Genomic DNA, 21,693 nt, shown 5'->3' on the forward strand with positions numbered 1-21,693 from the left:
AGTCTAGCTCACTTTCACCATTTATGAAGGGGGAAACGAGATGTCAATTGAAATTAAAACGAAGTACGGTCAAATTGATATTAGTACAGATGTAATTGCAACAATTGCTGGAGGTGCCGCGGTAGATTGCTACGGTATCGTAGGTATGGCATCAAAAAATCAGTTAAAAGATGGATTAACAGACATTTTACGAAAAGAAAACTTTACTAGAGGTGTTATTGTTCGTAAAGATGAAGATGAAGTACATATTGATATGTATATTATTGTGAGCTATGGTACGAAAATTTCAGAAGTGGCACATAATGTGCAGACGAAAGTGAAATATACATTAGATCAAACTGTAGGACTAGCAGTAGATTCTGTAAACATCTACGTACAAGGAGTTAAAGTAATAAACTTGTAATGTGCATTAAGGAGGAAAATCTGTGTCAATTCAAAAAATTGATGGAAAACGTTTATCACAAATGATCATGCAAGGAGCGAATAATTTAACAAACAATGTTCAGCTTGTTGATGCATTAAACGTATTTCCAGTTCCAGATGGCGATACCGGTACAAACATGAACTTATCTATGACTTCAGGTGCGCGTGAAGTGAAAGCAAACCCTTCACAGCATGCTGGTAAAGTCGGCGTAAGTTTAGCCAAAGGATTATTAATGGGAGCTCGTGGTAACTCTGGAGTTATTTTATCTCAGTTGTTCCGTGGTTTCTCTAAATCCATTGAACAAAAAGAAGAATTAACAACAGTTGATTTTGCTGCAGCACTAGAAGCTGGAGTAGAGGCGGCTTATAAAGCGGTTATGAAACCGATTGAAGGAACGATTTTAACGGTTGCAAGAGAAACGGGTAAATATGCAGTAACAGTTGCGAAAAAACAGCGCGACTTTGTTTTGTTTATGGAAGACGTTGTGAAAGAAGCAAACGCATCGTTAAATCGTACGCCAGATTTATTACCTGTATTAAAACAAGTTGGCGTTGTAGATAGCGGTGGTAAAGGTCTTGTAGTGGTATACGAAGGATTTTTAGCTGACTTAAAAGGAGAAACGATTTCTTCTGATGCACCGACGCAACCATCTATGAATGAAATGGTACGCGCAGAACATCACCGTAGTGTACAAAGCCAATTGAGTACAGAAGATATTAAGTATGGATATTGTACGGAGTTCATGGTGAAATTAGAGGCTGAAAAGGTGAAAGAGCATAATTTCTCTGAACAAAAATTCCGTGAAGATATTAGTGTATATGGTGATTCTCTACTAGTTGTGTCTGATGATGAAATTGTAAAAGTTCATATCCATGCAGAACATCCTGGAGACGCTATGAACTACGGACAAAAATACGGTAGTTTAATTAAGATTAAAGTAGAAAATATGCGTGAACAGCATACTGCTTTATTAGATGAACCTACTATGGTTCCTGAACAACCAGCTCAATCGAAAGAAAAACAACCATATGGTATCGTAACTGTAGCTATGGGGTCTGGTATTAAAACTTTATTTGAGAGCATCGGTGCAACGAAAGTTATCGAAGGTGGTCAAACGATGAATCCAAGTACGGAGGATATCGTGAAGGCAATTGAAGAAGCAAATGCTGAAAAAATCATTATTTTACCGAATAACGGAAATATTGTAATGGCAGCAGAACAAGCGGCATCAGTTGTAGATCAAGAAGTTATTGTTGTTCGTTCGAAAACAGTTCCTCAAGGTATGGCAGCAATGTTAGCATTTAACCCAGTTGGAACGTTAGAAGAGAATGAAGAAAATATGCAAGAAGCTTTATCTCATGTGAAAACAGGTCAAATTACGTATGCTGTACGTGATACGGAAATTGATGGTGTAGCAATTCAAAAAGATGACTTCATGTGTATTGCAGATGGGAAAATTGTATCTACAAATGCTGAAAAAGTAGGAGCTGCGAAGCAATTACTAGAAGCGCTTATTGATGAAGATTCTGAAATCGTAACGATTCTACAAGGTGAGGATGCAACTGACGAAGAAGTAGCAGAGTTAGTTGAATTTGTAGAAGAGAAATTTGAAGATGCAGAAGTAGAAGTGCATGCTGGAAACCAACCAGTGTATTCTTTCATCTTCTCTGTAGAATAAGATAAGATTCGTTTTGAAAATAAATGGATTACTTACTTGCTAATGGATAAGAAGTAGTAATATGAAGTTTATTACTAGTTTTTATTCAAAAGGCTAGCATATTGAAGAGAGAAAAGAGCCTTGCTGCTAATAGTGAGGCTCTTTTTTACTTGTTTTATATAAGGGATTTGAGTAGTTTCTCTTAGAATGCCTATGATAGAATATATAAGGTGAAAGAGAGCGATTACAGATGCTAATTGGTACTCAAATAAAATGCAATAAAGAAAATAATGTGACGGGGTGTGAGAATCTTGAATGATGTTGTACAAGTTCCTGTTACGGATGTAAAGGGGATCGGAGGAGAAACATCTGAGTTACTACATGAGATGGGTATTTATACAGTTTCTCATCTATTAGAACATTTTCCGTACCGTTATGAAGATTATGCGATGAAAGATCTTGCTGAAGTAAAGCATGATGAACGTGTAACGGTTGAAGGAAAGATTCATAGTGCTCCTTTGCTGCAATATTATGGTAAGAAGAAATCGCGTTTAACAGTTCGTGTTCTCGTCGGTCGTTATTTAATTACGGCGGTATGTTTTAATAGGCCTTACTATAAGCAAAAATTAAAGTTAGATGAAACGGTAACGATTACTGGTAAATGGGATCAACATCGTCAAACAATTGCTGTATCAGAACTTCATTTTGGGCCGGTTGTACGTCAACAAGAAGTGGAACCTGTTTATTCAGTAAAGGGGAAACTTACAGTAAAACAGATGCGTCGTTTTATTGCTCAAGCGTTAAAGGAATATGGAGATTCTATAGTCGAAGTGTTACCGGATGGTTTGTTAGGGCGATATAAATTATTACCAAGATATGAAGCGCTTAGGGCATTGCATTTTCCGGTAGGACAGGAAGATTTGAAGCAAGCGCGTCGCCGTTTTGTATATGAAGAATTTTTCTTATTTCAGCTGAAAATGCAAACGCTCCGGAAAATGGAGAGGGAAAATTCAAAAGGGACCAAGAAAGAGATTCCGTCAGTAGAATTACAAGAATTTATCGATGCACTGCCGTTTCCATTAACGGGTGCACAGCGCCGAGTTGTAGATGAAATTTTGAAAGATATGACATCTCCTTATCGGATGAACCGACTATTGCAAGGTGACGTTGGTTCTGGGAAAACGGTTGTTGCTGCGATTGGCCTTTATGCATCGAAATTAGCTCATTATCAAGGTGCTTTAATGGTTCCTACAGAAATTTTAGCTGAGCAACATTATCAGTCGCTTGCTGAAACGTTTTCGCATTTTGGTATTAAGGTGGAACTGTTAACAAGTTCTGTTAAAGGTGCGAGACGTCGAGAAATTTTAGCGAAGTTAGAACAAGGAGAAATAGATATTCTTGTTGGAACGCATGCCTTAATTCAAGATGAAGTTATATTTCATAGGTTGGGTCTCGTTATTACAGATGAACAGCATCGATTTGGTGTAGCGCAGCGCCGAGTTTTACGGGAGAAAGGTGAAAGTCCAGATGTATTATTTATGACAGCGACACCAATTCCGCGTACGCTTGCGATTACTGCATTTGGAGAGATGGATGTTTCGATAATCGATGAGATGCCAGCAGGTAGAAAGGTGATTGAAACATATTGGGCAAAACATGATATGTTAGATCGCGTTCTCGGTTTTGTTGAAAAGGAGATAAAAAAAGGAAGACAGGCATACGTTATTTGTCCTCTAATTGAAGAATCTGAGAAACTTGATGTGCAAAATGCTATCGACTTACATAGTATGCTGACGCATCATTACCAAGGGAAATGCCAAGTTGGATTGATGCATGGGAGATTATCGTCTCAGGAAAAAGAAGAGATAATGGGACAGTTTAGTGAAAATAAAGTGCAAATTCTTGTATCGACAACAGTTGTTGAAGTAGGTGTGAACGTACCGAATGCGACTGTAATGGTTATTTATGATGCAGAACGTTTCGGTTTATCGCAGCTTCATCAGCTTAGAGGGCGTGTCGGCCGTGGTAGTGAACAATCATATTGTTTATTAATAGCAGACCCTAAATCAGAAACAGGGAAAGAAAGAATGCGCATAATGACTGAAACAAATGATGGATTTGTATTGTCAGAAAAAGATTTAGAATTACGAGGTCCTGGAGATTTCTTTGGGAGTAAGCAAAGTGGCTTACCAGAATTTAAGGTTGCTGACATGGTACATGATTATCGAGCGTTAGAAACAGCAAGGCAAGATGCGGCGATACTAGTAGATTCAGAAGCGTTTTGGCACAATGATCAGTACGCTGCCTTGCGTACGTATCTTGATGGGACAGGTGTGTTCCAAGGAGAGAAGCTCGATTAAAGGGAGTCAACAAAAGTTTTTGTTGCATTCTACTTTTAATGATTATATACTACTGTTAGTACCTAGTCATAAAAATGGATGGTGCGGTATGAAAAAAAGAAGAAGTAAAAAAGAAAGACAAGAGTTATTACAACAAACAATCGAATCAAATCCTTTTATTACGGATGAAGATTTAGCGGAAAAATTTCAAGTGAGTATACAAACAGTACGACTTGATCGTATGGAATTGTCTATTCCTGAATTAAGAGAGAGAATTAAACATGTAGCTACAAAGCAACATGAAGAAGATGTGAAATCTTTACCGTTAGAAGAGGTTGTTGGAGAAATTATTGATATTGAATTAGATAGACATGCAATCTCTATCTTTGAAGTAAAGGTAGAACATGTATTTAAAAGAAATCAAATTGCCCGTGGGCATCATCTGTTTGCGCAAGCAAACTCACTAGCTGTTGCGGTTATTGATGAAGAATTAGCTTTAACTGCAAAGTCTACCATTCGATACATTCGCCCTGTAAAATTAGGGGAGCGTGTTGTTGCAAAAGCGCGCGTTGAAGATGTAGAGAATGATAAGGGACGGACGGTTGTCAAAGTGCGTAGCTTCGTTGGAGAAGAACTTGTTTTTACAGGCACTTTTGAAATGTATCGATCTAGTAATTATAGTGAGGAAGGTAACAACTTATGAAAATCGCAATAGATGCAATGGGCGGAGATCACGCTCCAAAGGCTGTAGTATTAGGGGCAATGAAAGCTATTAAGGAATATTCTGATTTACATATTACGTTAGTAGGGAAAGAAGAGGAAATTCGTCAATACTTAACGAGTGATGAACGAATTACTATTCTTCATACAGACGAAAAAATAGAATCAACGGAGGAACCGGTAAGAGCGGTTCGTCGAAAAAAACAAGCTTCAATGGTGCTTGCGGCACAACAAGTAAAGGATGGAGAAGCAGACGCTTGTATATCCGCAGGTAGTACAGGAGCTTTAATGGCAGCTGGATTATTTGTAGTCGGTCGTATGGAAGGAATTGAGCGACCAGCTTTATCGCCTACAATGCCAACTGTAGATGGAAAAGGTTTTGTTATGTTAGATGTTGGAGCAAATGTTGATGCAAAACCAATTCATTTATATCAATATGCAGTAATGGGATCTGTTTATGCTGAGAAGGTAAGAGGAATTGAAAATCCTCGCGTTGGACTATTAAACGTTGGAACAGAGGATGGAAAAGGAAACGAGCTTTCAAAGCAAGTGTTTGCAATGCTTAAAGATGCGCCAATTAATTTCGTTGGGAACGTTGAATCAAGAGATTTATTGCAAGGTGTAGCAGATGTTGTTGTATGTGATGGTTTTACAGGGAATGTAGCGTTGAAATCATTAGAGGGAACAGCACTTGCGCTATTCTCTATGTTGAAAGAACAACTAATGAGTTCGTTTACGAGTAAATTAGCAGCGGCGGTATTAAAACCAAAACTTATGGTATTAAAAGATAAAATGGATTATTCGGAGTATGGAGGAGCTGCATTATTTGGATTGAAAGCACCTGTCATTAAGGCTCACGGTTCTTCTAATGACCAGTCGATATTTAGTGCGATTCGTCAAACGAGAGAAATGGTAGCGAAAGAAGTAATTCCTACGATTTCAAGCGTAATGGAGAAAGAGTCACTCCAATAAGAGGAGGATTTGAAATGGGAAAAATAGCATTTCTTTTTCCGGGCCAAGGTTCACAGGCAGTTGGAATGGGTAAACAATTAGCAGAGAATAATAAAGAGGTTGCAAAAGTGTTTGCAAAAGCAGATGAGGTGTTGCAAGATTCACTTTCAGAAGTGATTTTTGAAGGACCGCAGGAAAAGCTTACATTAACAACAAATGCGCAGCCTGCATTATTAACAACGAGTTTTGCTATTTTGACAGCTTTGAAAGAGTATGACATTACACCTGACTTTGTCGCTGGTCATAGTTTAGGCGAATATAGCGCTCTTGTAGCAGCTGGTGCATTAACTTTTGAAGATGCTGTATATGCTGTAAGGAAACGCGGGGAATATATGGAAGAAGCTGTTCCGGGTGGGGAAGGCGCAATGGCAGCTATATTAGGTGCTGATCCACATATGCTGAAACAAGTTACAGAAGAAGTAACAAGTGAAGGATATGCAGTGCAAATCGCTAATATGAATAGTACGAAGCAAATTGTAATTTCTGGAACGAAGCAAGGCGTAGAGGTTGCCTCTCAAAGAGCGAAAGAAAATGGTGCAAAGAGAGCGATTCCACTAAAAGTAAGTGGGCCATTCCATTCTTCACTTATGAAGCCGGCAGCTGAGAAGTTCCAAAGTGTTTTAAATGAAATTACAATTCATGACACGAATATTCCTGTTATTGCAAATGTTACGGCGGAAGTTATTACACGTGGTGCAGACATTCAAGAAAAGTTAATCGAACAGCTTTATTCGCCTGTATTATGGTACCCGTCTATTGAATATATGGTGAACCAGGGAGTAGATATATTTATTGAAATTGGACCTGGAAAAGTACTTGCTGGACTTATGAAGTCAATTGATTCATCAGTAAAAGCATATGCGATATACGATGAAGAGACATTAAAAGATACCATTTCAAATTTGAGAGGAGAAAACTGATGTTAAAAGGGAAGGTAGCATTAGTAACTGGCGCTTCACGTGGAATTGGTCGCGCGATTGCGATCGATTTAGCGAAACAAGGGGCAAATGTAGTAGTAAATTATGCTGGTAATGAACAAAAAGCAAATGAAGTAGTAGATGAAATTAAAAAATTAGGTTCTGATGCAATTGCGGTAAGAGCAGATGTTGCAAATGCTGATGATGTTACAGATATGGTGAAACAAACAGTAGATACATTTGGACAAGTTGATATTCTTGTAAATAATGCTGGTGTAACGAAAGATAATTTATTAATGCGTATGAAAGAAGAAGAATGGGATACAGTTATTAATACAAACTTAAAAGGTGTATTCTTATGTACAAAAGCAGTATCTCGTTATATGATGCGTCAACGTCATGGTAGAATTATAAATATCGCTTCTGTTGTTGGTGTTATAGGAAACCCAGGACAAGCTAACTATGTTGCTGCTAAAGCGGGTGTTATTGGATTAACAAAAACATCTGCAAAAGAGTTAGCAAGTCGAAATATTACAGTGAATGCAATTGCGCCGGGCTTTATTGCGACTGATATGACGGATGTACTAGATGAGAATATTAAAGCCGAAATGTTAAAAGTTATTCCAGCTGCTCAATTTGGTGAAGCGAAAGATATAGCGAATGCTGTAACGTTTTTTGCTTCTGATCAAAGCAAATATGTTACAGGTCAAACGTTAAATGTTGATGGCGGTATGGTAATGTAATAAAAGAATTGATTTCACCTAGTTTTTTTGGTCAATATTTAATATAATATTTGAGGGGAGGTGAATGGAATGGCAGATGTTTTAGAGCGCGTAACAAAAATCATCGTTGATCGTTTAGGAGTAGAAGAGACTGAGGTAGTACCAGCTGCAAGCTTCAAGGAAGATTTAGGAGCAGACTCCCTAGATGTAGTAGAACTTGTAATGCAATTAGAAGATGAATTCGAAATGGAAATTTCTGATGAAGATGCTGAAAAGATTGCTACTGTTGGCGATGCTGTGACTTACATAGAGAGTCATCTATAATGCTTAAGTGAAGTCCCGTTTTTTAGCGGGGCTTTCTCGGCTTATATCTGGAGGGACCTATGCCGTACCGAAAATATAGAGAAAAAAAATACGAAACAAAATATCGTGAAGCATTTAAAGTGTTTCAAGAAAAGATAGGTATTACGTTTACGGATGAAAAATTATTGATTCAAGCATTTACGCATTCATCGTATGTGAATGAGCATCGAAAAAAACCGCATGAAGATAATGAGCGTCTTGAATTTCTTGGAGATGCAGTATTGGAACTGACTGTATCGCAGTATCTGTTTCAAAAATATCCGACAATGAGCGAAGGAGAGTTAACAAAACTACGTGCAGCTATTGTATGTGAGCCATCTCTTGTTCGTTTTGCGAACGAATTGTCATTTGGTAGCCTTGTTTTATTAGGAAAAGGTGAAGAAATGACAGGTGGACGTGAACGACCAGCTTTATTAGCGGATGTCTTTGAAGCGTTTATTGGTGCCCTTTATCTTGATCAAGGGCTAGAAACAGTTTGGGAATTCTTAAAAGAAATTGTATATCCGAAAATTAATGAGGGTGCTTTTTCTCATGTGATGGATTATAAGAGTCAGTTGCAAGAATTGATTCAGCGTGATGGCAGTGGCAATGTTGAGTATCAAATTTTGCAAGAAAAAGGACCAGCTCACAATCGAGAATTTGTGTCACGTGTTACGTTAAATAACGTAGCTTTAGGTCTTGGTAGTGGTAAGTCAAAAAAAGAAGCAGAGCAACAAGCTGCTGCAGAAGCATTGAAAAAATTAAAAGAACAACTATAAGGAATCCCCCTTTGAATGAGGGGGATTCCTTGTGCATAGAATGAAACTTTCTTTTTGTTTGTAAAGAAAAAGAAGGTAAATCCGTATAATACTTGTTTTTGTATAGAGAACATTTATAAAGACGGAGAATAGGAGGAAGGCCTTTCGTGTTTTTAAAAAGATTAGAAATAGCAGGGTTTAAGTCTTTTGCTGAGCGTGTATCTGTTGATTTTGTCCCAGGTGTAACTTCTGTAGTAGGACCTAATGGAAGCGGGAAAAGTAATATTACTGATGCAATTCGCTGGGTACTTGGTGAACAATCTGCAAAATCATTACGTGGTGCAAAGATGGAGGATATTATTTTTGCAGGCAGTGATACGAGGAGAGCGGTTAATGTTGCTGAAGTAACAATAACTTTAAATAATGAAGATCAACGTTTACCAATTGAATACAATGAGGTGTGTGTAACACGTCGTGTATCTCGTTCAGGTGATAGTGATTTTTATATTAATAAACAATCATGTAGATTGAAAGATATTATTGATTTATTTATGGACTCTGGTATGGGAAGAGAAGCTTTTTCGATTATTAGCCAGGGGAAAGTTGAAGAGATTTTAAGTAGTAAGTCAGAAGAGCGTCGAGGTGTATTTGAAGAAGCGGCAGGCGTACTAAAATACAAACTTCGCAAAAAGAAAGCTGAAGGTAAATTAGCAGAGACACAAGAAAACTTAAATCGTGTACAAGATATAATTCATGAATTAAGTAGTCAAGTAGAACCTTTAGAAAGACAAGCTTCTATTGCGAAAGATTATCTTGAGAATAAAGAAGAATTAGAGAAAGTAGAAGCTGCGCTTATTGTCCATGAAATTGAAGAATTGCATGAGAAATGGGAAGCGCTTCGAAATCAGTTTGGGCATAATAAAAACGAAGAAGCTAAAATGTCAACGAATTTACAAAAAAGTGAAGAAGAGCTTGAGGAATTACGAGGACAATTACAAGCGGTAGATGAGTCTGTAGACTCGTTACAAGAAGTACTTCTTCTTTCTAGTAAAGAGCTAGAAAAACTTGAAGGACAGCGCGAGTTGTTAAAAGAGAGAAAGCAAAATGCTACGACGCATTGTGCGCAACTTGAGCAGTTAATTGTTGAATTAACAGAGAAAGCTAAAAGTTACGATGGTGAGATTGATTCAAGTACAGAAGCTTTAATGCAATTTGTGAATGAAGTAAAAGAGTTGGAGCAAAAATTGCATGATAATGAGCAATTACTTGCTACTTTTGCTGACAATTTAGAGGAACAGATTGAGAATTTAAAAGGTGACTATATTGAGCTTTTAAATCAACAAGCTAGTCATCGTAATGAATTATCTATGATTGAAGAACAATCTAAACAACAAAACTCTAAAAATGAACGCCTTGATGAAGAAAATGCGAAATATGTAGAAATGCGTATGGAAATTACAGCGAAAAAGACGAAACTTGTAGAAAGTTACGAACAAGCGAAAGAAAAAGTAGCTGGCATTCTCTCAAACATACAGAAGACAGAGGCGGCGCTTGGGAAATGTAAGACGCAGTATAGTGAAAATGAAACAAAACTGTATCAAGCATATCAATTTGTGCAACAGGCACGTTCCCGAAAAGAAATGCTTGAAGAAATGCAAGAAGATTATTCTGGATTCTATCAAGGTGTACGTGAAGTATTGAAAGCTAGAGAAAATAGGTTGCAAGGTATCGAGGGGGCTGTTGCGGAACTGTTAACGGTACCGAAAGAATACGAAGTTGCAATGGAAATCGCTCTAGGTGCAGCGATGCAGCATATTGTTGTACAAACAGAGGAGCATGCTCGTAATGCGATTGCATTTTTAAAGCAAAATAAACATGGACGTGCAACGTTTTTACCGCAAGCTGTTATTAAAAGCAGATCATTATCATTTGAGCAATTACGCATTGCAAATCAACACCCATCGTTTGTAGGTGTGGCGGCAGAACTTGTGCAGTACAATAATAAATATGAAAATGTAGTTTCAAATTTATTAGGTACTGTTATTGTTGCAAAAGATTTACGCGGGGCGAATGAGTTGGCGAAACAACTACAATACCGTTATCGCATTGTAACAATCGAAGGTGATGTAGTGAACCCTGGCGGTTCTATGACAGGTGGAGCGGTAAAACAGGCGAAATCTTCTTTATTAGGACGTCAACGTGAGCTAGAAGAGTGGACGAACAAGTTAACTGATATGGAAGAAAAAACGACGAAGTTAGAAAACTTTGTTAAAGCAGTAAAGCAAGAAATTCAAGAAAAAGAAGTACAAATACGCGAACTGAGACAAAGTGTAGAGGTAGAGCGTGTAGAAGAACAGAAATTAAGAGAAGAAATTAGTCGCTTAGAATTAGAAGAACATCGTATTAATGATCGTTTATCAATTTATGATTTAGAGATTGAAGGGTTCTTACAAGATCAAGTGAAAATGCAAGGGCGTAAAGAAGAGCTAGAAAAGATTTTAGCGACCCTTCAAGTGGAGATTACGGAATTAGATAGTAACATTGCAGCTTTAACGAAACAAAAAAGTGAGCAGCATTCTTCGAAAGAAAAGGTTCAAAAAGAAATGACAGAGTTAAAAGTGTTAGCAGCTGAAAAGCAACAACGCTTATCTAACCAAAAAGAAAAAGTTGAACGATTGACGAAGGAAAAAGAAGAAACAGATGCAACGCTTGTTAAAACGAAAGAGGACTTAGCATTCTTAAAACAAGAAATGACATCGAACTCAAGTGGTGAAGAGCAAATTACGAATATGATTGAGAAGAAAGCATACGATCGTAATCAAACTTCAGAGTTAATTCGCTCTCGTCGTGAACAACGTGTATCGTTACAAGAGAGAGTAGAACAGTTAGAGCGTAATCTGAAAGAGACCACAGGTAAACATAAATACATTCTTGAGATGTTGAAAGATCAAGAGGTGAAAATTAACCGACTTGATGTAGAGTTAGAAAATAGATTACAACATTTACGTGAAACATATACAATTTCATTTGAAGCGGCAAAACTAAAATATACAATGACAATGCCTGCAGAAGATGCGCGTAAGAAAGTAAAATTAATCAAATTATCCATAGAAGAGTTAGGTACAGTGAACCTAGGGGCAATTGATGAATATGAACGTGTAGCGGAGCGTCATACATTCTTACTAGAGCAGAGAGACGACCTAGAAGAAGCGAAAGCGACATTGCACCAGCTTATTACCGAAATGGATGAAGAAATGAAAAAACGCTTTTCTACTACGTTTGAAGGCATTAGAATGGAGTTTCAATCGGTATTCTCTGAATTATTTGGAGGCGGTAGAGCGGATTTAGTAATGACTAATCCAGAGGATTTACTAAATACGGGTATTGATATTGTAGCACAACCGCCAGGGAAGAAACTGCAGAACTTAGGTTTACTTTCAGGTGGAGAGCGTGCTTTAACAGCAATTGCGCTTTTATTTGGTATTTTAAAAGTACGCCCAGTACCGTTCTGTGTACTAGATGAGGTAGAGGCAGCCCTTGATGAGGCGAATGTAGCTCGTTTTGCACAGTATTTAAAGAAATTCAGTGATGAGACGCAGTTTATTGTAATTACACATAGAAAAGGTACAATGGAAGAGTCTGATGTGTTGTACGGTGTAACAATGCAAGAATCGGGGGTATCTAAACTTGTTTCGGTTCGTTTAGACGCCGGAGAAGAACTTATTGCAAGTGAATAGGAAGGATGGGAAAGTATGAGTTTTTTTAAAAAACTAAAAGAAAAAATTTCAAAACAAACGGATACAGTTACAGAGAAATTTAAACAAGGATTAGAAAAAACGAGAAATTCATTTGCGGATAAAGTGAATGATTTAGTGTATCGTTACCGTAAAGTGGACGAAGATTTCTTCGAAGAGTTAGAAGAAATCTTAATCGGTGCAGACGTTGGCGTTGCGACGGTAATGGAATTAATTGACCAATTGAAAGAAGAAGTACAACGTCGTAACATTCAAGATCCAAAAGAAGTACAAGCTGTTATTTCAGAAAAACTAGTAGGAATTTACAAAGGTGACAGCGATTTTAGTAACGAAATTAATATGCAAGAGGACCAATTAACGGTTGTTTTATTTGTTGGTGTTAATGGTGTAGGAAAAACGACGACAATTGGTAAACTGGCGCATAAGTTTAAATCAGAAGGTAAGTCAGTCCTATTGGCGGCAGGAGACACATTCCGTGCTGGAGCGATTGAACAATTAGAAGTATGGGGCGATCGCGTTGGTGTAGAAGTGATTAAACAAGGATCTGGATCTGATCCAGCGGCGGTTATGTATGACGCTGTACAAGCAGCGAAAGCACGTAAGGTAGATGTATTACTATGTGACACAGCAGGACGCTTGCAAAATAAAGTGAACTTAATGAAAGAGTTAGAGAAGGTAAAGCGTGTAATTGAGCGTGAAGTACCAGGTGCTCCTCATGAAGTATTGCTTGTTATTGATGCAACAACAGGACAAAACGGTTTAAGCCAAGCGAAAACATTTCGTGAAGCAACGAATGTAACTGGTATTGTTTTAACGAAGTTAGATGGAACTGCTAAAGGTGGTATTGTATTAGCGATTCGTAACGAAATGGATGTACCGGTGAAGTTTGTTGGATTAGGAGAGCAGATGGATGACTTGCAGCAGTTTGATCCAGAACAATATGTGTATGGTTTATTTGCGAACTTAGTAGAAACAGAAGAAGTATAAGCGAAAGAAGCGGTATTTCCGCTTCTTTTTCTACAAAAAATATATGATGTTAAGAAAAAAACTTGACACTCTTTTGGACTACATGTAAACTAATTCATGTAAAGGGAAATCACTTAACAAAGGATGATCCAACATGCTCGAAAAAACAACGAGAATGAACTATTTATTTGATTTTTATCAATCGTTGTTAACGCAAAAACAAAGAAGTTATATGTCGCTTTATTATCTAGATGATTTATCTCTTGGTGAAATTGCGGAAGAATTTGATGTAAGTCGCCAAGCCGTGTATGATAACATTAAACGGACTGAAGCGATGCTTGAAGAATATGAAGAAAAATTAGTATTACTTCAAAAGTTTCAAGAGCGACAGCGACTTGTTGCAAAGCTAAAACAGCTAATCAGCGAAGAAGAGCATGTGAATGAAGAAATGAAACAAGTTGTTGAAGCTATCGAAAAATTAGATTAGGAGGGCGGCAATATGGCATTTGAAGGATTAGCCGACCGACTTCAACAGACAATGCAAAAAATCCGCGGCAAAGGAAAAGTTTCTGAAGCCGATGTGAAAGAAATGATGAGAGAAGTTCGTCTAGCTCTTTTAGAAGCGGATGTTAACTTTAAAGTAGTAAAAGATTTTGTGAAGCGTGTGTCTGAACGTGCTGTCGGACAAGATGTAATGAAAAGTTTGACACCTGGACAACAAGTAATTAAAGTTGTACAGGAAGAACTTACAGAACTTATGGGCGGAGAGCAAAGCAAAATTGCTGTTGCTAATAAGCCACCGACTGTTATTATGATGGTTGGTCTGCAAGGTGCGGGTAAAACAACGACGACAGGTAAGCTTGCGAATTTGCTTCGTAAAAAGCATAATCGTAAACCGATGCTTGTTGCAGCGGATATTTACCGTCCAGCAGCGATTAAACAGCTTGAAACATTAGGGAAGCAATTGGACATGCCTGTATTTTCTTTAGGAGATCAAGTAAGTCCTGTTGAAATTGCGAAACAAGCGATTGCAAAAGCAAAAGAAGATCATCACGATTATGTTTTAATCGATACAGCGGGTCGCCTGCATATTGATGAAGAATTAATGGATGAATTAGCGAAAGTGAAAGAAGTTGCGAAACCGGATGAAATTTTCCTTGTTGTCGATGCGATGACCGGGCAAGACGCGGTAAATGTTGCACAAAGTTTCCATGAACAGTTAGGTTTAACAGGTGTTGTATTAACGAAATTAGATGGTGATACGCGCGGTGGTGCTGCATTATCTATTAAGGCTGTAACAAACACGCCGATTAAATTTGCTGGTATGGGTGAAAAACTAGATGCAATTGAAGCGTTCCATCCAGAGCGTATGGCATCCCGTATTTTAGGGATGGGCGATGTCTTAACGTTAATTGAAAAAGCGCAAGCTACAGTTGATGAAGAGAAAGCAAAAGAACTTGAGCAAAAAATGCGTACGCTTTCGTTTACGCTTGACGATTTCCTAGAACAACTTGGACAAGTGCGCCAACTTGGGCCGCTTGATGAATTGTTAGGAATGCTTCCTGGTGCAAATAAAATTAAAGGGCTGAAAAATGCGCAAGTTGATGAAAAACAAATTGGGCATATTGAGGCAATTATTCGTTCTATGACTAAATTAGAACGAGAACAACCGGAAATAATCAATGCTAGTCGCAAAAAGCGCATTGCCAAAGGTAGCGGTACAACTGTACAAGAAATCAATCGTCTAATTAAGCAATTCGATGACATGAAAAAAATGATGAAGACGATGACGGGAATGCAAAAAGGTAAGAAAAAAGGACTAGGTGGATTGAAGTTTCCATTCATGTAAGGAAAAAAAGATGGCTCTGTTAAGAAAAAATACTTTACAAAGCAATAGTCTTTTTGCTAATATAATTATCTGTGTGAAATAAATTCGGAGGTGCTTTATAAATGGCAGTTAAAATTCGTTTAAAACGTATGGGAGCTAAAAAAACTCCTTTCTATCGTGTAGTTGTTGCAGATTCTCGTTCTCCTCGTGACGGACGTTTCATTGAGGAAATCGGAACTTACAATCCAGTTGCTCAACCAGCTGAAGTTAAGATCAACGAAGAAGCAGCATTAAAATGGTTAGGAAATGGTGCTAAACCATCTGATACAGTTCGTAACTTATTCTCTAACCAAGGTATCATGGAGAAATTCCACTTATCTAAACAAGGTAAGTAATTGAGGCAATGACTATGAAGAAGTTAGTCGAGACGATTGTCAAGCCTCTTGTCGATTATCCTGAAGATGTAAAAGTTACACAGGAACTTTGCAACGGAGAGATAAAGTATCGATTAACTGTACATCCTGAGGATGTTGGAAAAGTCATTGGAAAGCAAGGGAGAGTTGCGAAGGCGATTCGAATGCTCTTGTATTCAGTGGGACATCATAATGATGAAAAAGTAACACTGGAAATTCAATAAACGTAAAAAGGGCGAGGAGTTATTCCTCTCCCTTTTTTAACATTTAAATAGAGATTGCATGTTCCATCTGTGAAATGGAGATGCTTAATTTATATAGAAACCAGGGGTGACATACTATTTATGACAAAATGGTTTAACGTAGGGAAAATTGTAAATACTCATGGCGTAAGAGGAGAAATCCGTGTTATTTCTCGTACTGATTTTCCAGAAGAGCGATATAAAGTAGGAAATACGCTATACATATCGAATGAGAAAGGCACAGACTATCTTCCGGTGAAGGTAACTTCTCATCGCCAACATAAGACATTCGATTTATTAACATTTGAAGGATATAACAATGTAGATGAAGTAGAGAAGTTTAAAGGTTCTTTAATAAAAGTACCAGAAGAGCAGTTAGGCGAACTTGCTGAAGGTGAATACTACTATCATGAAATTATTGGTTGCAGTGTTGTAACGGAAGAAGGAGAAGCGCTAGGGACAATCAAAGAGATTCTATCTCCTGGTGCAAATGATGTTTGGGTAATTAAACGCCCGAAGGGTCAAGATCTTTTAATTCCTTATATCGATGACGTTGTACTTCAAGTTAATATTGAAAATAAATTAGTAACCATTCATGTAATGGAAGGGCTGCTATAATGAAAATTGATATTTTAACGTTGTTCCCAGACATGTTTACCGGTGTATTTGGATCTTCTATATTAAAGAAGGCGCAAGAAAAAGAAGCGGTAAACCTTCGTGTTGTTAACTTTCGTGATTATACAACAAGTAAGCATAATAGCGTAGACGATTATCCTTACGGCGGAGGAGCTGGTATGGTGCTTACTCCTCAGCCTATTTTTGATGCTGTAGAAGATTTGACGAAAGAGACAGAGCGTAAGCCGAGAGTTGTCTTAATGTGTCCGCAGGGCGAAAGATTTACGCAGAAGAAAGCGGAAGAGCTTGCAGGGGAAGAACATTTAATCTTCGTATGTGGGCATTATGAAGGATATGACGAACGAATTCGTGAGCATCTTGTAACGGATGAGATTTCTATTGGTGACTATGTATTAACGGGCGGAGAATTAGCCTCTATGGTTATTACTGATAGTGTGGTACGTCTCTTGCCGGGTGTGCTAGGAAATCATGCTTCACAAGTAGAGGATTCGTTTAGTACAGGTTTATTAGAGCATCCTCATTATACACGTCCAGCTGATTTTCGTGGTATGAAGGTACCGGATGTATTAATGTCAGGGAATCATAAAAACATTGATGAATGGCGACATAAGGAATCTTTGCGCCGAACGTATACGCGTAGACCTGATTTATTAGATGAGAGAGAGTTATCTAAACAAGAGAAAAAATGGCTTGAGGAAATAAAGCGAGAGCAGTAATAACTTCATATATTTGCTATTGCAACAGGCTTAGTAATATGCTATTATAACATTTGTGCTACTGAAATCAGTAGCCGTATTAACGATGTTCCGCTGTAATTTATTAAGACTTTATAAGAGCATCTGTTTAAAGGAGAGAATTTAATATGCAACAATTAATCGCAGAAATTACAAAAGGCCAATTAAAAACTGACCTTCCTTCATTCCGTCCTGGTGACACTTTACGTGTACACGTAAAAGTTGTTGAGGGAACTCGTGAAAGAATTCAGCTTTTCGAAGGTGTTGTAATTAAACGTCGTGGTGGCGGAATCAGTGAAACATTCACAGTTCGTAAGATTTCTTACGGTGTAGGTGTTGAGCGTACATTCCCAGTTCACACGCCAAGAATCGCGAAAATCGAAGTACTTCGCCGTGGTAAAGTACGTCGTGCTAAGTTATACTACTTACGTAACCTTCGCGGTAAAAAAGCACGTATTAAAGAAATTCGATAAGACATGTATGGGAGCTTGTAAATGCACAAGCTCCCTTTTTCCAATCTATATGAAATTTTGGTATAATACGAGCAGTTTACATAACCGTGGAGGGGAAATGCATGAAAAAAGAGAAGAGTTCACTTTGGGAATGGATTAAAGCAATTTTGATTGCTGTTGTATTAGCTGGTGTTATTAGACAGTTTTTCTTTGCGCCAATTCTCGTAGACGGGGTATCGATGGCACCTACTTTACATGATCGTGATCGAATGATTGTGAATAAAATTGGTTATCACATTGGAGATCCAAAACGCTTTGATATTATCGTATTTCGAGCAACAGAAGATAAAGATTACATTAAGCGTATTATAGGCCTGCCAGGCGATGAAATAGAGTATCGTAATGATAAACTGTATGTTAACGGAAAGGCTTATGAGGAGCCGTATTTAGACAAGCAGAAAAAGCAAATTGCTGACGGACCGCTTACATATGATTTTAATCTTGAAGAAATGACAGGCAAGAAAACCGTTCCAAAAGATCAATTATTTGTTTTAGGTGATAATCGTCGTTTTAGTAAAGATAGCCGTTCAATCGGTACGATTTCAATGGATCAAGTAATTGGTAAAGCTAATATGTTATATTGGCCGTTAGAAGACGCACGTATTGTGAAATAAATGAAAAAGAAGGTGGCAACATGGTAATTCAATGGTTTCCAGGGCATATGGCGAAGGCTAGACGCCAAGTAACGGAGAAATTAAAATTAATTGATGTTGTAATTGAACTTGTAGATGCTCGATTACCATTATCATCTCGAAACCCAATGATTGATGAAATCATTACACATAAGCCAAGGCTTGTTGTTTTAAATAAAGCGGATATGGCGGATGATCGTTTAACAAAACAATGGATCGCATATTTTAAAGAAAAAGGCCATATGGCAATTTCGATTAACGCGCAAGCTGGACAAGGTATGAAGGAAATTGCAGCAGCTTGTAAAGTGCTTGTTAAAGAAAAATTTGATAAAATGGTTGCAAAAGGTATTAGACCGAGAGCGATTCGTGCATTAATTGTAGGTATACCAAATGTTGGTAAATCTACATTGATTAATAAATTGGCAAAGAAAAATATTGCTAAAACAGGAGATCGTCCAGGTGTGACAACAGCTCAACAATGGATTAAAGTTGGGAAGGAAATGGAATTGTTAGATACACCAGGTATTCTGTGGCCTAAATTTGAAGATCAATTAGTGGGTCTTCGTTTAGCGACAACGGGTGCAATTAAAGATTCAATTTTAAATTTACAAGATGTAGCTGTTTACGCATTACGTTTTATGGAGAAACATTATCCAGAACGCTTGAAAGAACGCTATAATTTAAATGAGATTCCAGAAGATATCGTGGAATTATTCGATGCAATTGGAAAAAATAGAGGCTGCTTAATGGGCGGCGGAATGATTGATTATGATAAGACATCTGAGCTTGTGCTTCGTGAGCTTCGTGGTGGCAAACTTGGAAAAATGACGTTTGAAACACCGGAAGAGTTTGCAGAGCAAGTAGAAGATGTGGAAAAAATAGAAGAAGTATAAGACGTGCGTTTGTGCGTCTTTTCTTTTTGGATATGTTTAAAAAGGAGCTTGTATAAATGCAAACTATGACGATAAAAGAAGCGGAAAATGTATTGAAAGAAATTATGAATGAAGAAGATGATCGCTTTCAACTGTTAATGAAAGATGATCGAAAAGGTGTTCAAAAGCTCGTTTTGAAGTGGTATAAACAAAAAGAGTTAGAACAGAAAGAAAAAGAGAAGTTTTTTGAAATGTCCAAGTATGAAAATGCTTTGCGTGAAAAAGGGGTCACATATATTGCGGGTATTGATGAAGTAGGGCGCGGGCCATTGGCTGGGCCTGTTGTGACGGCAGCTGTCATTCTTCCTGAGGATTTTTATATTCCAGGGTTAAATGACTCGAAAAAGTTGAGTGAAGCGAAACGTGAGCGTTTTTATGATGAAATAAAAGTACAAGCAATTGCAATTGGAGTAGGAATTGTATCACCGCAAGTTATTGATGACATTAATATTTACCAAGCAACGAAACAAGCGATGTTAGATGCAGTTGCAAATTTATCTTGTACACCCCAACATTTATTAATTGATGCGATGAAGCTTCCTACACCAATTCCGCAAACATCAATTATTAAAGGTGATGCGAAAAGTGTTTCGATTTCAGCAGCATCCATTATCGCAAAAGTAACGAGAGATCGTATGATGAAAGAACTGGGAGAGAAGTATCCTGAATATGGATTTGAGCAACATATGGGATATGGCACAAAGCAACATTTAGAGGCAATTGAAGTGCATGGAGTACTAGATGAACACCGCAAGTCATTCGCACCAATTAAAGATATGATTCAAAAATAAGCTGTAAATATACAGCTTATTTTTTTATTTTGGCATATAAACATTACTATTTTCGAAAAAGAATAAAGCGATTTCAGTTTTCTGACACTTTATTGTAGACAGCGTGCCAATCATCTTATACAATGGCAATGTAATGTTTTTTAAACATTAAAAAACTTTTCGAGTAAAACAGGAAAACAGGGGAGGATGGGACCATGAATATCCATGAGTACCAAGGTAAGGCAGTCCTTAGAAGCTATGGGGTTAGCGTTCCGAACGGGAAGGTTGCATTTACAGTAGAAGAAGCTGTAGAAGCAGCGAAAGAATTAGGAACAGATGTATGTGTAGTGAAAGCACAAATTCACGCTGGTGGACGCGGCAAAGCTGGCGGAGTAAAAGTTGCAAAAAATTTAGATGAAGTTCGTACATATGCAGAAAGCATTTTAGGAACTACACTTGTGACACATCAAACAGGTCCTGAAGGTAAGGAAGTAAAACGCTTACTTATCGAAGAAGGTTGCGATATTAAAAAAGAATATTATGTAGGTCTAGTTTTAGATCGTGCAACTTCTCAAGTTGTTTTAATGGCGTCTGAAGAAGGCGGAACAGAAATTGAAGAAGTAGCAGAAAAAACACCTGAAAAAATCTTTAAAGAATATATTGATCCAGCAGTAGGCTTACAAGGTTTCCAAGCGCGCCGAATCGCATTTAACATCAATATTCCAAAAGAGCTTGTAGGACAAGCTGTGAAGTTTATGATGGGCTTATATCGTGCGTTTATCGAAAAAGATTGCTCTATCGCTGAGATTAACCCACTTGTTACAACAGGTGAAGGTAAAGTTATGGCATTAGATGCAAAATTAAACTTTGATTCTAATGCATTATATCGCCATAAAGACATTTTAGAGCTTCGTGATCTTGATGAAGAGGATTCAAAAGAAATTGAAGCTTCAAAATACGACTTAAACTACATTCCTTTAGATGGAAATATCGGTTGTATGGTTAATGGTGCAGGTTTAGCGATGGCTACAATGGATATCATTAAACATTACCACGGTGACCCAGCTAACTTCTTAGATGTTGGTGGCGGTGCAACTGCAGAAAAAGTTACAGAAGCATTCAAAATTATCCTTTCTGACAAAAATGTAAAAGGTATCTTCGTTAACATTTTTGGTGGCATTATGAAGTGTGATGTTATTGCAGAAGGTGTTATTGAAGCAACGAAACAAGTAGGTCTTGAGTTACCTTTAGTTGTACGTCTTGAAGGTACAAACGTAGAACTAGGTAAGAAAATTTTAAATGAGTCTGGCTTAAATATTGTTGCAGCAGAATCTATGGCAGACGGTGCACAAAAAATTGTTTCACTAGTGGGCTAATAGAAAG

The 21,693-nt window shown here is 37.7% G+C and carries 22 protein-coding genes; all 22 read left to right on the forward strand.

Translation table 11 applies throughout. The features are described 5' to 3' along the window. Nucleotides 1-40 precede the first annotated feature (40 nt). The 22 genes from CGQ22_RS05740 to sucC all read left to right on the forward strand — a co-directional run bounded on the left by CGQ22_RS05740 (nt 41) and on the right by sucC (nt 21,686). A complete protein-coding gene (locus CGQ22_RS05740; RefSeq protein ID WP_000021109.1) occupies nt 41-403 on the forward strand; it encodes an Asp23/Gls24 family envelope stress response protein in 363 nt (120 codons plus the stop codon). A gap of 22 nt (nt 404-425) precedes the next feature. After that, nucleotides 426-2,102, forward strand: coding sequence for a DAK2 domain-containing protein (locus tag CGQ22_RS05745; RefSeq protein WP_000027129.1), 1,677 nt, complete (start codon nt 426-428; stop codon nt 2,100-2,102). Nucleotides 2,103-2,392: 290 nt separating this feature from the next. Beyond that, nucleotides 2,393-4,441, forward strand: a complete 2,049-nt coding sequence (gene recG, locus CGQ22_RS05750) for an ATP-dependent DNA helicase RecG (RefSeq protein WP_001000812.1) — start codon at nt 2,393-2,395, stop codon at nt 4,439-4,441. 88 nt (nt 4,442-4,529) lie between these two features. After that, the gene (gene fapR / locus CGQ22_RS05755; protein ID WP_000747349.1) at nt 4,530-5,123 is read left to right on the forward strand and encodes a transcription factor FapR; all 594 of its coding nucleotides are present in this window, start codon (nt 4,530-4,532) and stop codon (nt 5,121-5,123) included. After that, nucleotides 5,120-6,112 carry a phosphate acyltransferase PlsX gene (gene plsX / locus CGQ22_RS05760; RefSeq protein WP_000684100.1) on the forward strand — a complete coding sequence of 331 codons (993 nt, stop codon included), beginning with the start codon at nt 5,120-5,122 and terminating at the stop codon, nt 6,110-6,112. The genes fapR and plsX overlap by 4 nt, the downstream gene beginning before the upstream one ends. A 14-nt stretch (nt 6,113-6,126) precedes the next feature. Continuing rightward, on the forward strand, nt 6,127-7,071 hold the full coding sequence (fabD, locus tag CGQ22_RS05765; protein ID WP_000515904.1) for an ACP S-malonyltransferase: 945 nt from the start codon (nt 6,127-6,129) through the stop codon (nt 7,069-7,071). Beyond that, nucleotides 7,071-7,811, forward strand: coding sequence for a 3-oxoacyl-[acyl-carrier-protein] reductase (gene fabG / locus CGQ22_RS05770; RefSeq protein WP_000911771.1), 741 nt, complete (start codon nt 7,071-7,073; stop codon nt 7,809-7,811). The genes fabD and fabG overlap by 1 nt, the downstream gene beginning before the upstream one ends. Before the next feature lie 69 nt (nt 7,812-7,880). Continuing rightward, the gene (acpP, locus tag CGQ22_RS05775) at nt 7,881-8,114 is read left to right on the forward strand and encodes an acyl carrier protein (RefSeq protein WP_000786062.1); all 234 of its coding nucleotides are present in this window, start codon (nt 7,881-7,883) and stop codon (nt 8,112-8,114) included. Between the two features lie 59 nt (nt 8,115-8,173). Beyond that, nucleotides 8,174-8,911: a ribonuclease III gene (rncS, locus tag CGQ22_RS05780; protein ID WP_001146875.1), complete on the forward strand. Its 738-nt coding sequence runs from the start codon at nt 8,174-8,176 to the stop codon at nt 8,909-8,911. A gap of 146 nt (nt 8,912-9,057) precedes the next feature. Further along, nucleotides 9,058-12,627, forward strand: a complete 3,570-nt coding sequence (gene smc, locus CGQ22_RS05785; protein WP_000478969.1) for a chromosome segregation protein SMC — start codon at nt 9,058-9,060, stop codon at nt 12,625-12,627. A gap of 15 nt (nt 12,628-12,642) precedes the next feature. Further along, nucleotides 12,643-13,632: a signal recognition particle-docking protein FtsY gene (gene ftsY, locus CGQ22_RS05790; RefSeq protein ID WP_000007655.1), complete on the forward strand. Its 990-nt coding sequence runs from the start codon at nt 12,643-12,645 to the stop codon at nt 13,630-13,632. 133 nt (nt 13,633-13,765) lie between these two features. Further along, complete coding sequence (locus tag CGQ22_RS05795) at nt 13,766-14,098, forward strand: putative DNA-binding protein (RefSeq protein ID WP_000891062.1); 333 nt, start codon at nt 13,766-13,768, stop codon at nt 14,096-14,098. Between the two features lie 12 nt (nt 14,099-14,110). After that, on the forward strand, nt 14,111-15,460 hold the full coding sequence (gene ffh, locus CGQ22_RS05800) for a signal recognition particle protein (protein WP_000863460.1): 1,350 nt from the start codon (nt 14,111-14,113) through the stop codon (nt 15,458-15,460). Nucleotides 15,461-15,561: 101 nt separating this feature from the next. Then, the gene (rpsP, locus tag CGQ22_RS05805) at nt 15,562-15,834 is read left to right on the forward strand and encodes a 30S ribosomal protein S16 (protein WP_000268750.1); all 273 of its coding nucleotides are present in this window, start codon (nt 15,562-15,564) and stop codon (nt 15,832-15,834) included. A 14-nt stretch (nt 15,835-15,848) separates the two neighbouring features. Next, complete coding sequence (locus CGQ22_RS05810; protein ID WP_000737401.1) at nt 15,849-16,076, forward strand: KH domain-containing protein; 228 nt, start codon at nt 15,849-15,851, stop codon at nt 16,074-16,076. A 120-nt stretch (nt 16,077-16,196) separates the two neighbouring features. Beyond that, on the forward strand, nt 16,197-16,712 hold the full coding sequence (gene rimM / locus CGQ22_RS05815) for a ribosome maturation factor RimM (protein WP_000170278.1): 516 nt from the start codon (nt 16,197-16,199) through the stop codon (nt 16,710-16,712). Continuing rightward, the gene (trmD, locus tag CGQ22_RS05820) at nt 16,712-17,446 is read left to right on the forward strand and encodes a tRNA (guanosine(37)-N1)-methyltransferase TrmD (RefSeq protein ID WP_000686903.1); all 735 of its coding nucleotides are present in this window, start codon (nt 16,712-16,714) and stop codon (nt 17,444-17,446) included. Before rimM ends, trmD begins: the two co-directional genes overlap by 1 nt. A 146-nt stretch (nt 17,447-17,592) precedes the next feature. Continuing rightward, entirely contained in the window at nt 17,593-17,937 is a 345-nt protein-coding gene (rplS, locus tag CGQ22_RS05825) for a 50S ribosomal protein L19 (protein WP_001186516.1), read from the forward strand. A 101-nt stretch (nt 17,938-18,038) separates the two neighbouring features. Further along, nucleotides 18,039-18,590 (forward strand): signal peptidase I, encoded by a 552-nt coding sequence (gene lepB / locus CGQ22_RS05830; RefSeq protein ID WP_000711853.1) that lies wholly within the window; start codon nt 18,039-18,041, stop codon nt 18,588-18,590. A gap of 20 nt (nt 18,591-18,610) precedes the next feature. Then, on the forward strand, nt 18,611-19,501 hold the full coding sequence (gene ylqF / locus CGQ22_RS05835) for a ribosome biogenesis GTPase YlqF (protein ID WP_000236702.1): 891 nt from the start codon (nt 18,611-18,613) through the stop codon (nt 19,499-19,501). A 56-nt stretch (nt 19,502-19,557) separates the two neighbouring features. Then, nucleotides 19,558-20,331, forward strand: coding sequence for a ribonuclease HII (locus CGQ22_RS05840; RefSeq protein WP_001194261.1), 774 nt, complete (start codon nt 19,558-19,560; stop codon nt 20,329-20,331). Nucleotides 20,332-20,525: 194 nt separating this feature from the next. Continuing rightward, the gene (gene sucC / locus CGQ22_RS05845; RefSeq protein WP_001020791.1) at nt 20,526-21,686 is read left to right on the forward strand and encodes an ADP-forming succinate--CoA ligase subunit beta; all 1,161 of its coding nucleotides are present in this window, start codon (nt 20,526-20,528) and stop codon (nt 21,684-21,686) included. Nucleotides 21,687-21,693: the final 7 nt, after the last annotated feature.

The sequence above is a fragment of the Bacillus sp. M13(2017) genome (assembly GCF_002218325.1).
GTDB lineage: Bacteria > Bacillota > Bacilli > Bacillales > Bacillaceae_G > Bacillus_A > Bacillus_A thuringiensis_K.

Excerpts from the sequence above, each read along its gene's own strand:
- CGQ22_RS05740 (WP_000021109.1), top strand. The coding sequence starts at position 41 with ATGTCAATTGAAATTAAAACGAAGTACGGTCAAATTGATATTAGTACA.
- fapR (WP_000747349.1), top strand. The coding sequence starts at position 4,530 with ATGAAAAAAAGAAGAAGTAAAAAAGAAAGACAAGAGTTATTACAACAA.
- plsX (WP_000684100.1), top strand. The coding sequence starts at position 5,120 with ATGAAAATCGCAATAGATGCAATGGGCGGAGATCACGCTCCAAAGGCT.
- fabD (WP_000515904.1), top strand. The coding sequence starts at position 6,127 with ATGGGAAAAATAGCATTTCTTTTTCCGGGCCAAGGTTCACAGGCAGTT.
- fabG (WP_000911771.1), top strand. The coding sequence starts at position 7,071 with ATGTTAAAAGGGAAGGTAGCATTAGTAACTGGCGCTTCACGTGGAATT.
- acpP (WP_000786062.1), top strand. The coding sequence starts at position 7,881 with ATGGCAGATGTTTTAGAGCGCGTAACAAAAATCATCGTTGATCGTTTA.
- rncS (WP_001146875.1), top strand. The coding sequence starts at position 8,174 with ATGCCGTACCGAAAATATAGAGAAAAAAAATACGAAACAAAATATCGT.
- ftsY (WP_000007655.1), top strand. The coding sequence starts at position 12,643 with ATGAGTTTTTTTAAAAAACTAAAAGAAAAAATTTCAAAACAAACGGAT.
- CGQ22_RS05795 (WP_000891062.1), top strand. The coding sequence starts at position 13,766 with ATGCTCGAAAAAACAACGAGAATGAACTATTTATTTGATTTTTATCAA.
- ffh (WP_000863460.1), top strand. The coding sequence starts at position 14,111 with ATGGCATTTGAAGGATTAGCCGACCGACTTCAACAGACAATGCAAAAA.
- rpsP (WP_000268750.1), top strand. The coding sequence starts at position 15,562 with ATGGCAGTTAAAATTCGTTTAAAACGTATGGGAGCTAAAAAAACTCCT.
- CGQ22_RS05810 (WP_000737401.1), top strand. The coding sequence starts at position 15,849 with ATGAAGAAGTTAGTCGAGACGATTGTCAAGCCTCTTGTCGATTATCCT.
- rimM (WP_000170278.1), top strand. The coding sequence starts at position 16,197 with ATGACAAAATGGTTTAACGTAGGGAAAATTGTAAATACTCATGGCGTA.
- trmD (WP_000686903.1), top strand. The coding sequence starts at position 16,712 with ATGAAAATTGATATTTTAACGTTGTTCCCAGACATGTTTACCGGTGTA.
- rplS (WP_001186516.1), top strand. The coding sequence starts at position 17,593 with ATGCAACAATTAATCGCAGAAATTACAAAAGGCCAATTAAAAACTGAC.
- lepB (WP_000711853.1), top strand. The coding sequence starts at position 18,039 with ATGAAAAAAGAGAAGAGTTCACTTTGGGAATGGATTAAAGCAATTTTG.
- ylqF (WP_000236702.1), top strand. The coding sequence starts at position 18,611 with ATGGTAATTCAATGGTTTCCAGGGCATATGGCGAAGGCTAGACGCCAA.
- CGQ22_RS05840 (WP_001194261.1), top strand. The coding sequence starts at position 19,558 with ATGCAAACTATGACGATAAAAGAAGCGGAAAATGTATTGAAAGAAATT.
- sucC (WP_001020791.1), top strand. The coding sequence starts at position 20,526 with ATGAATATCCATGAGTACCAAGGTAAGGCAGTCCTTAGAAGCTATGGG.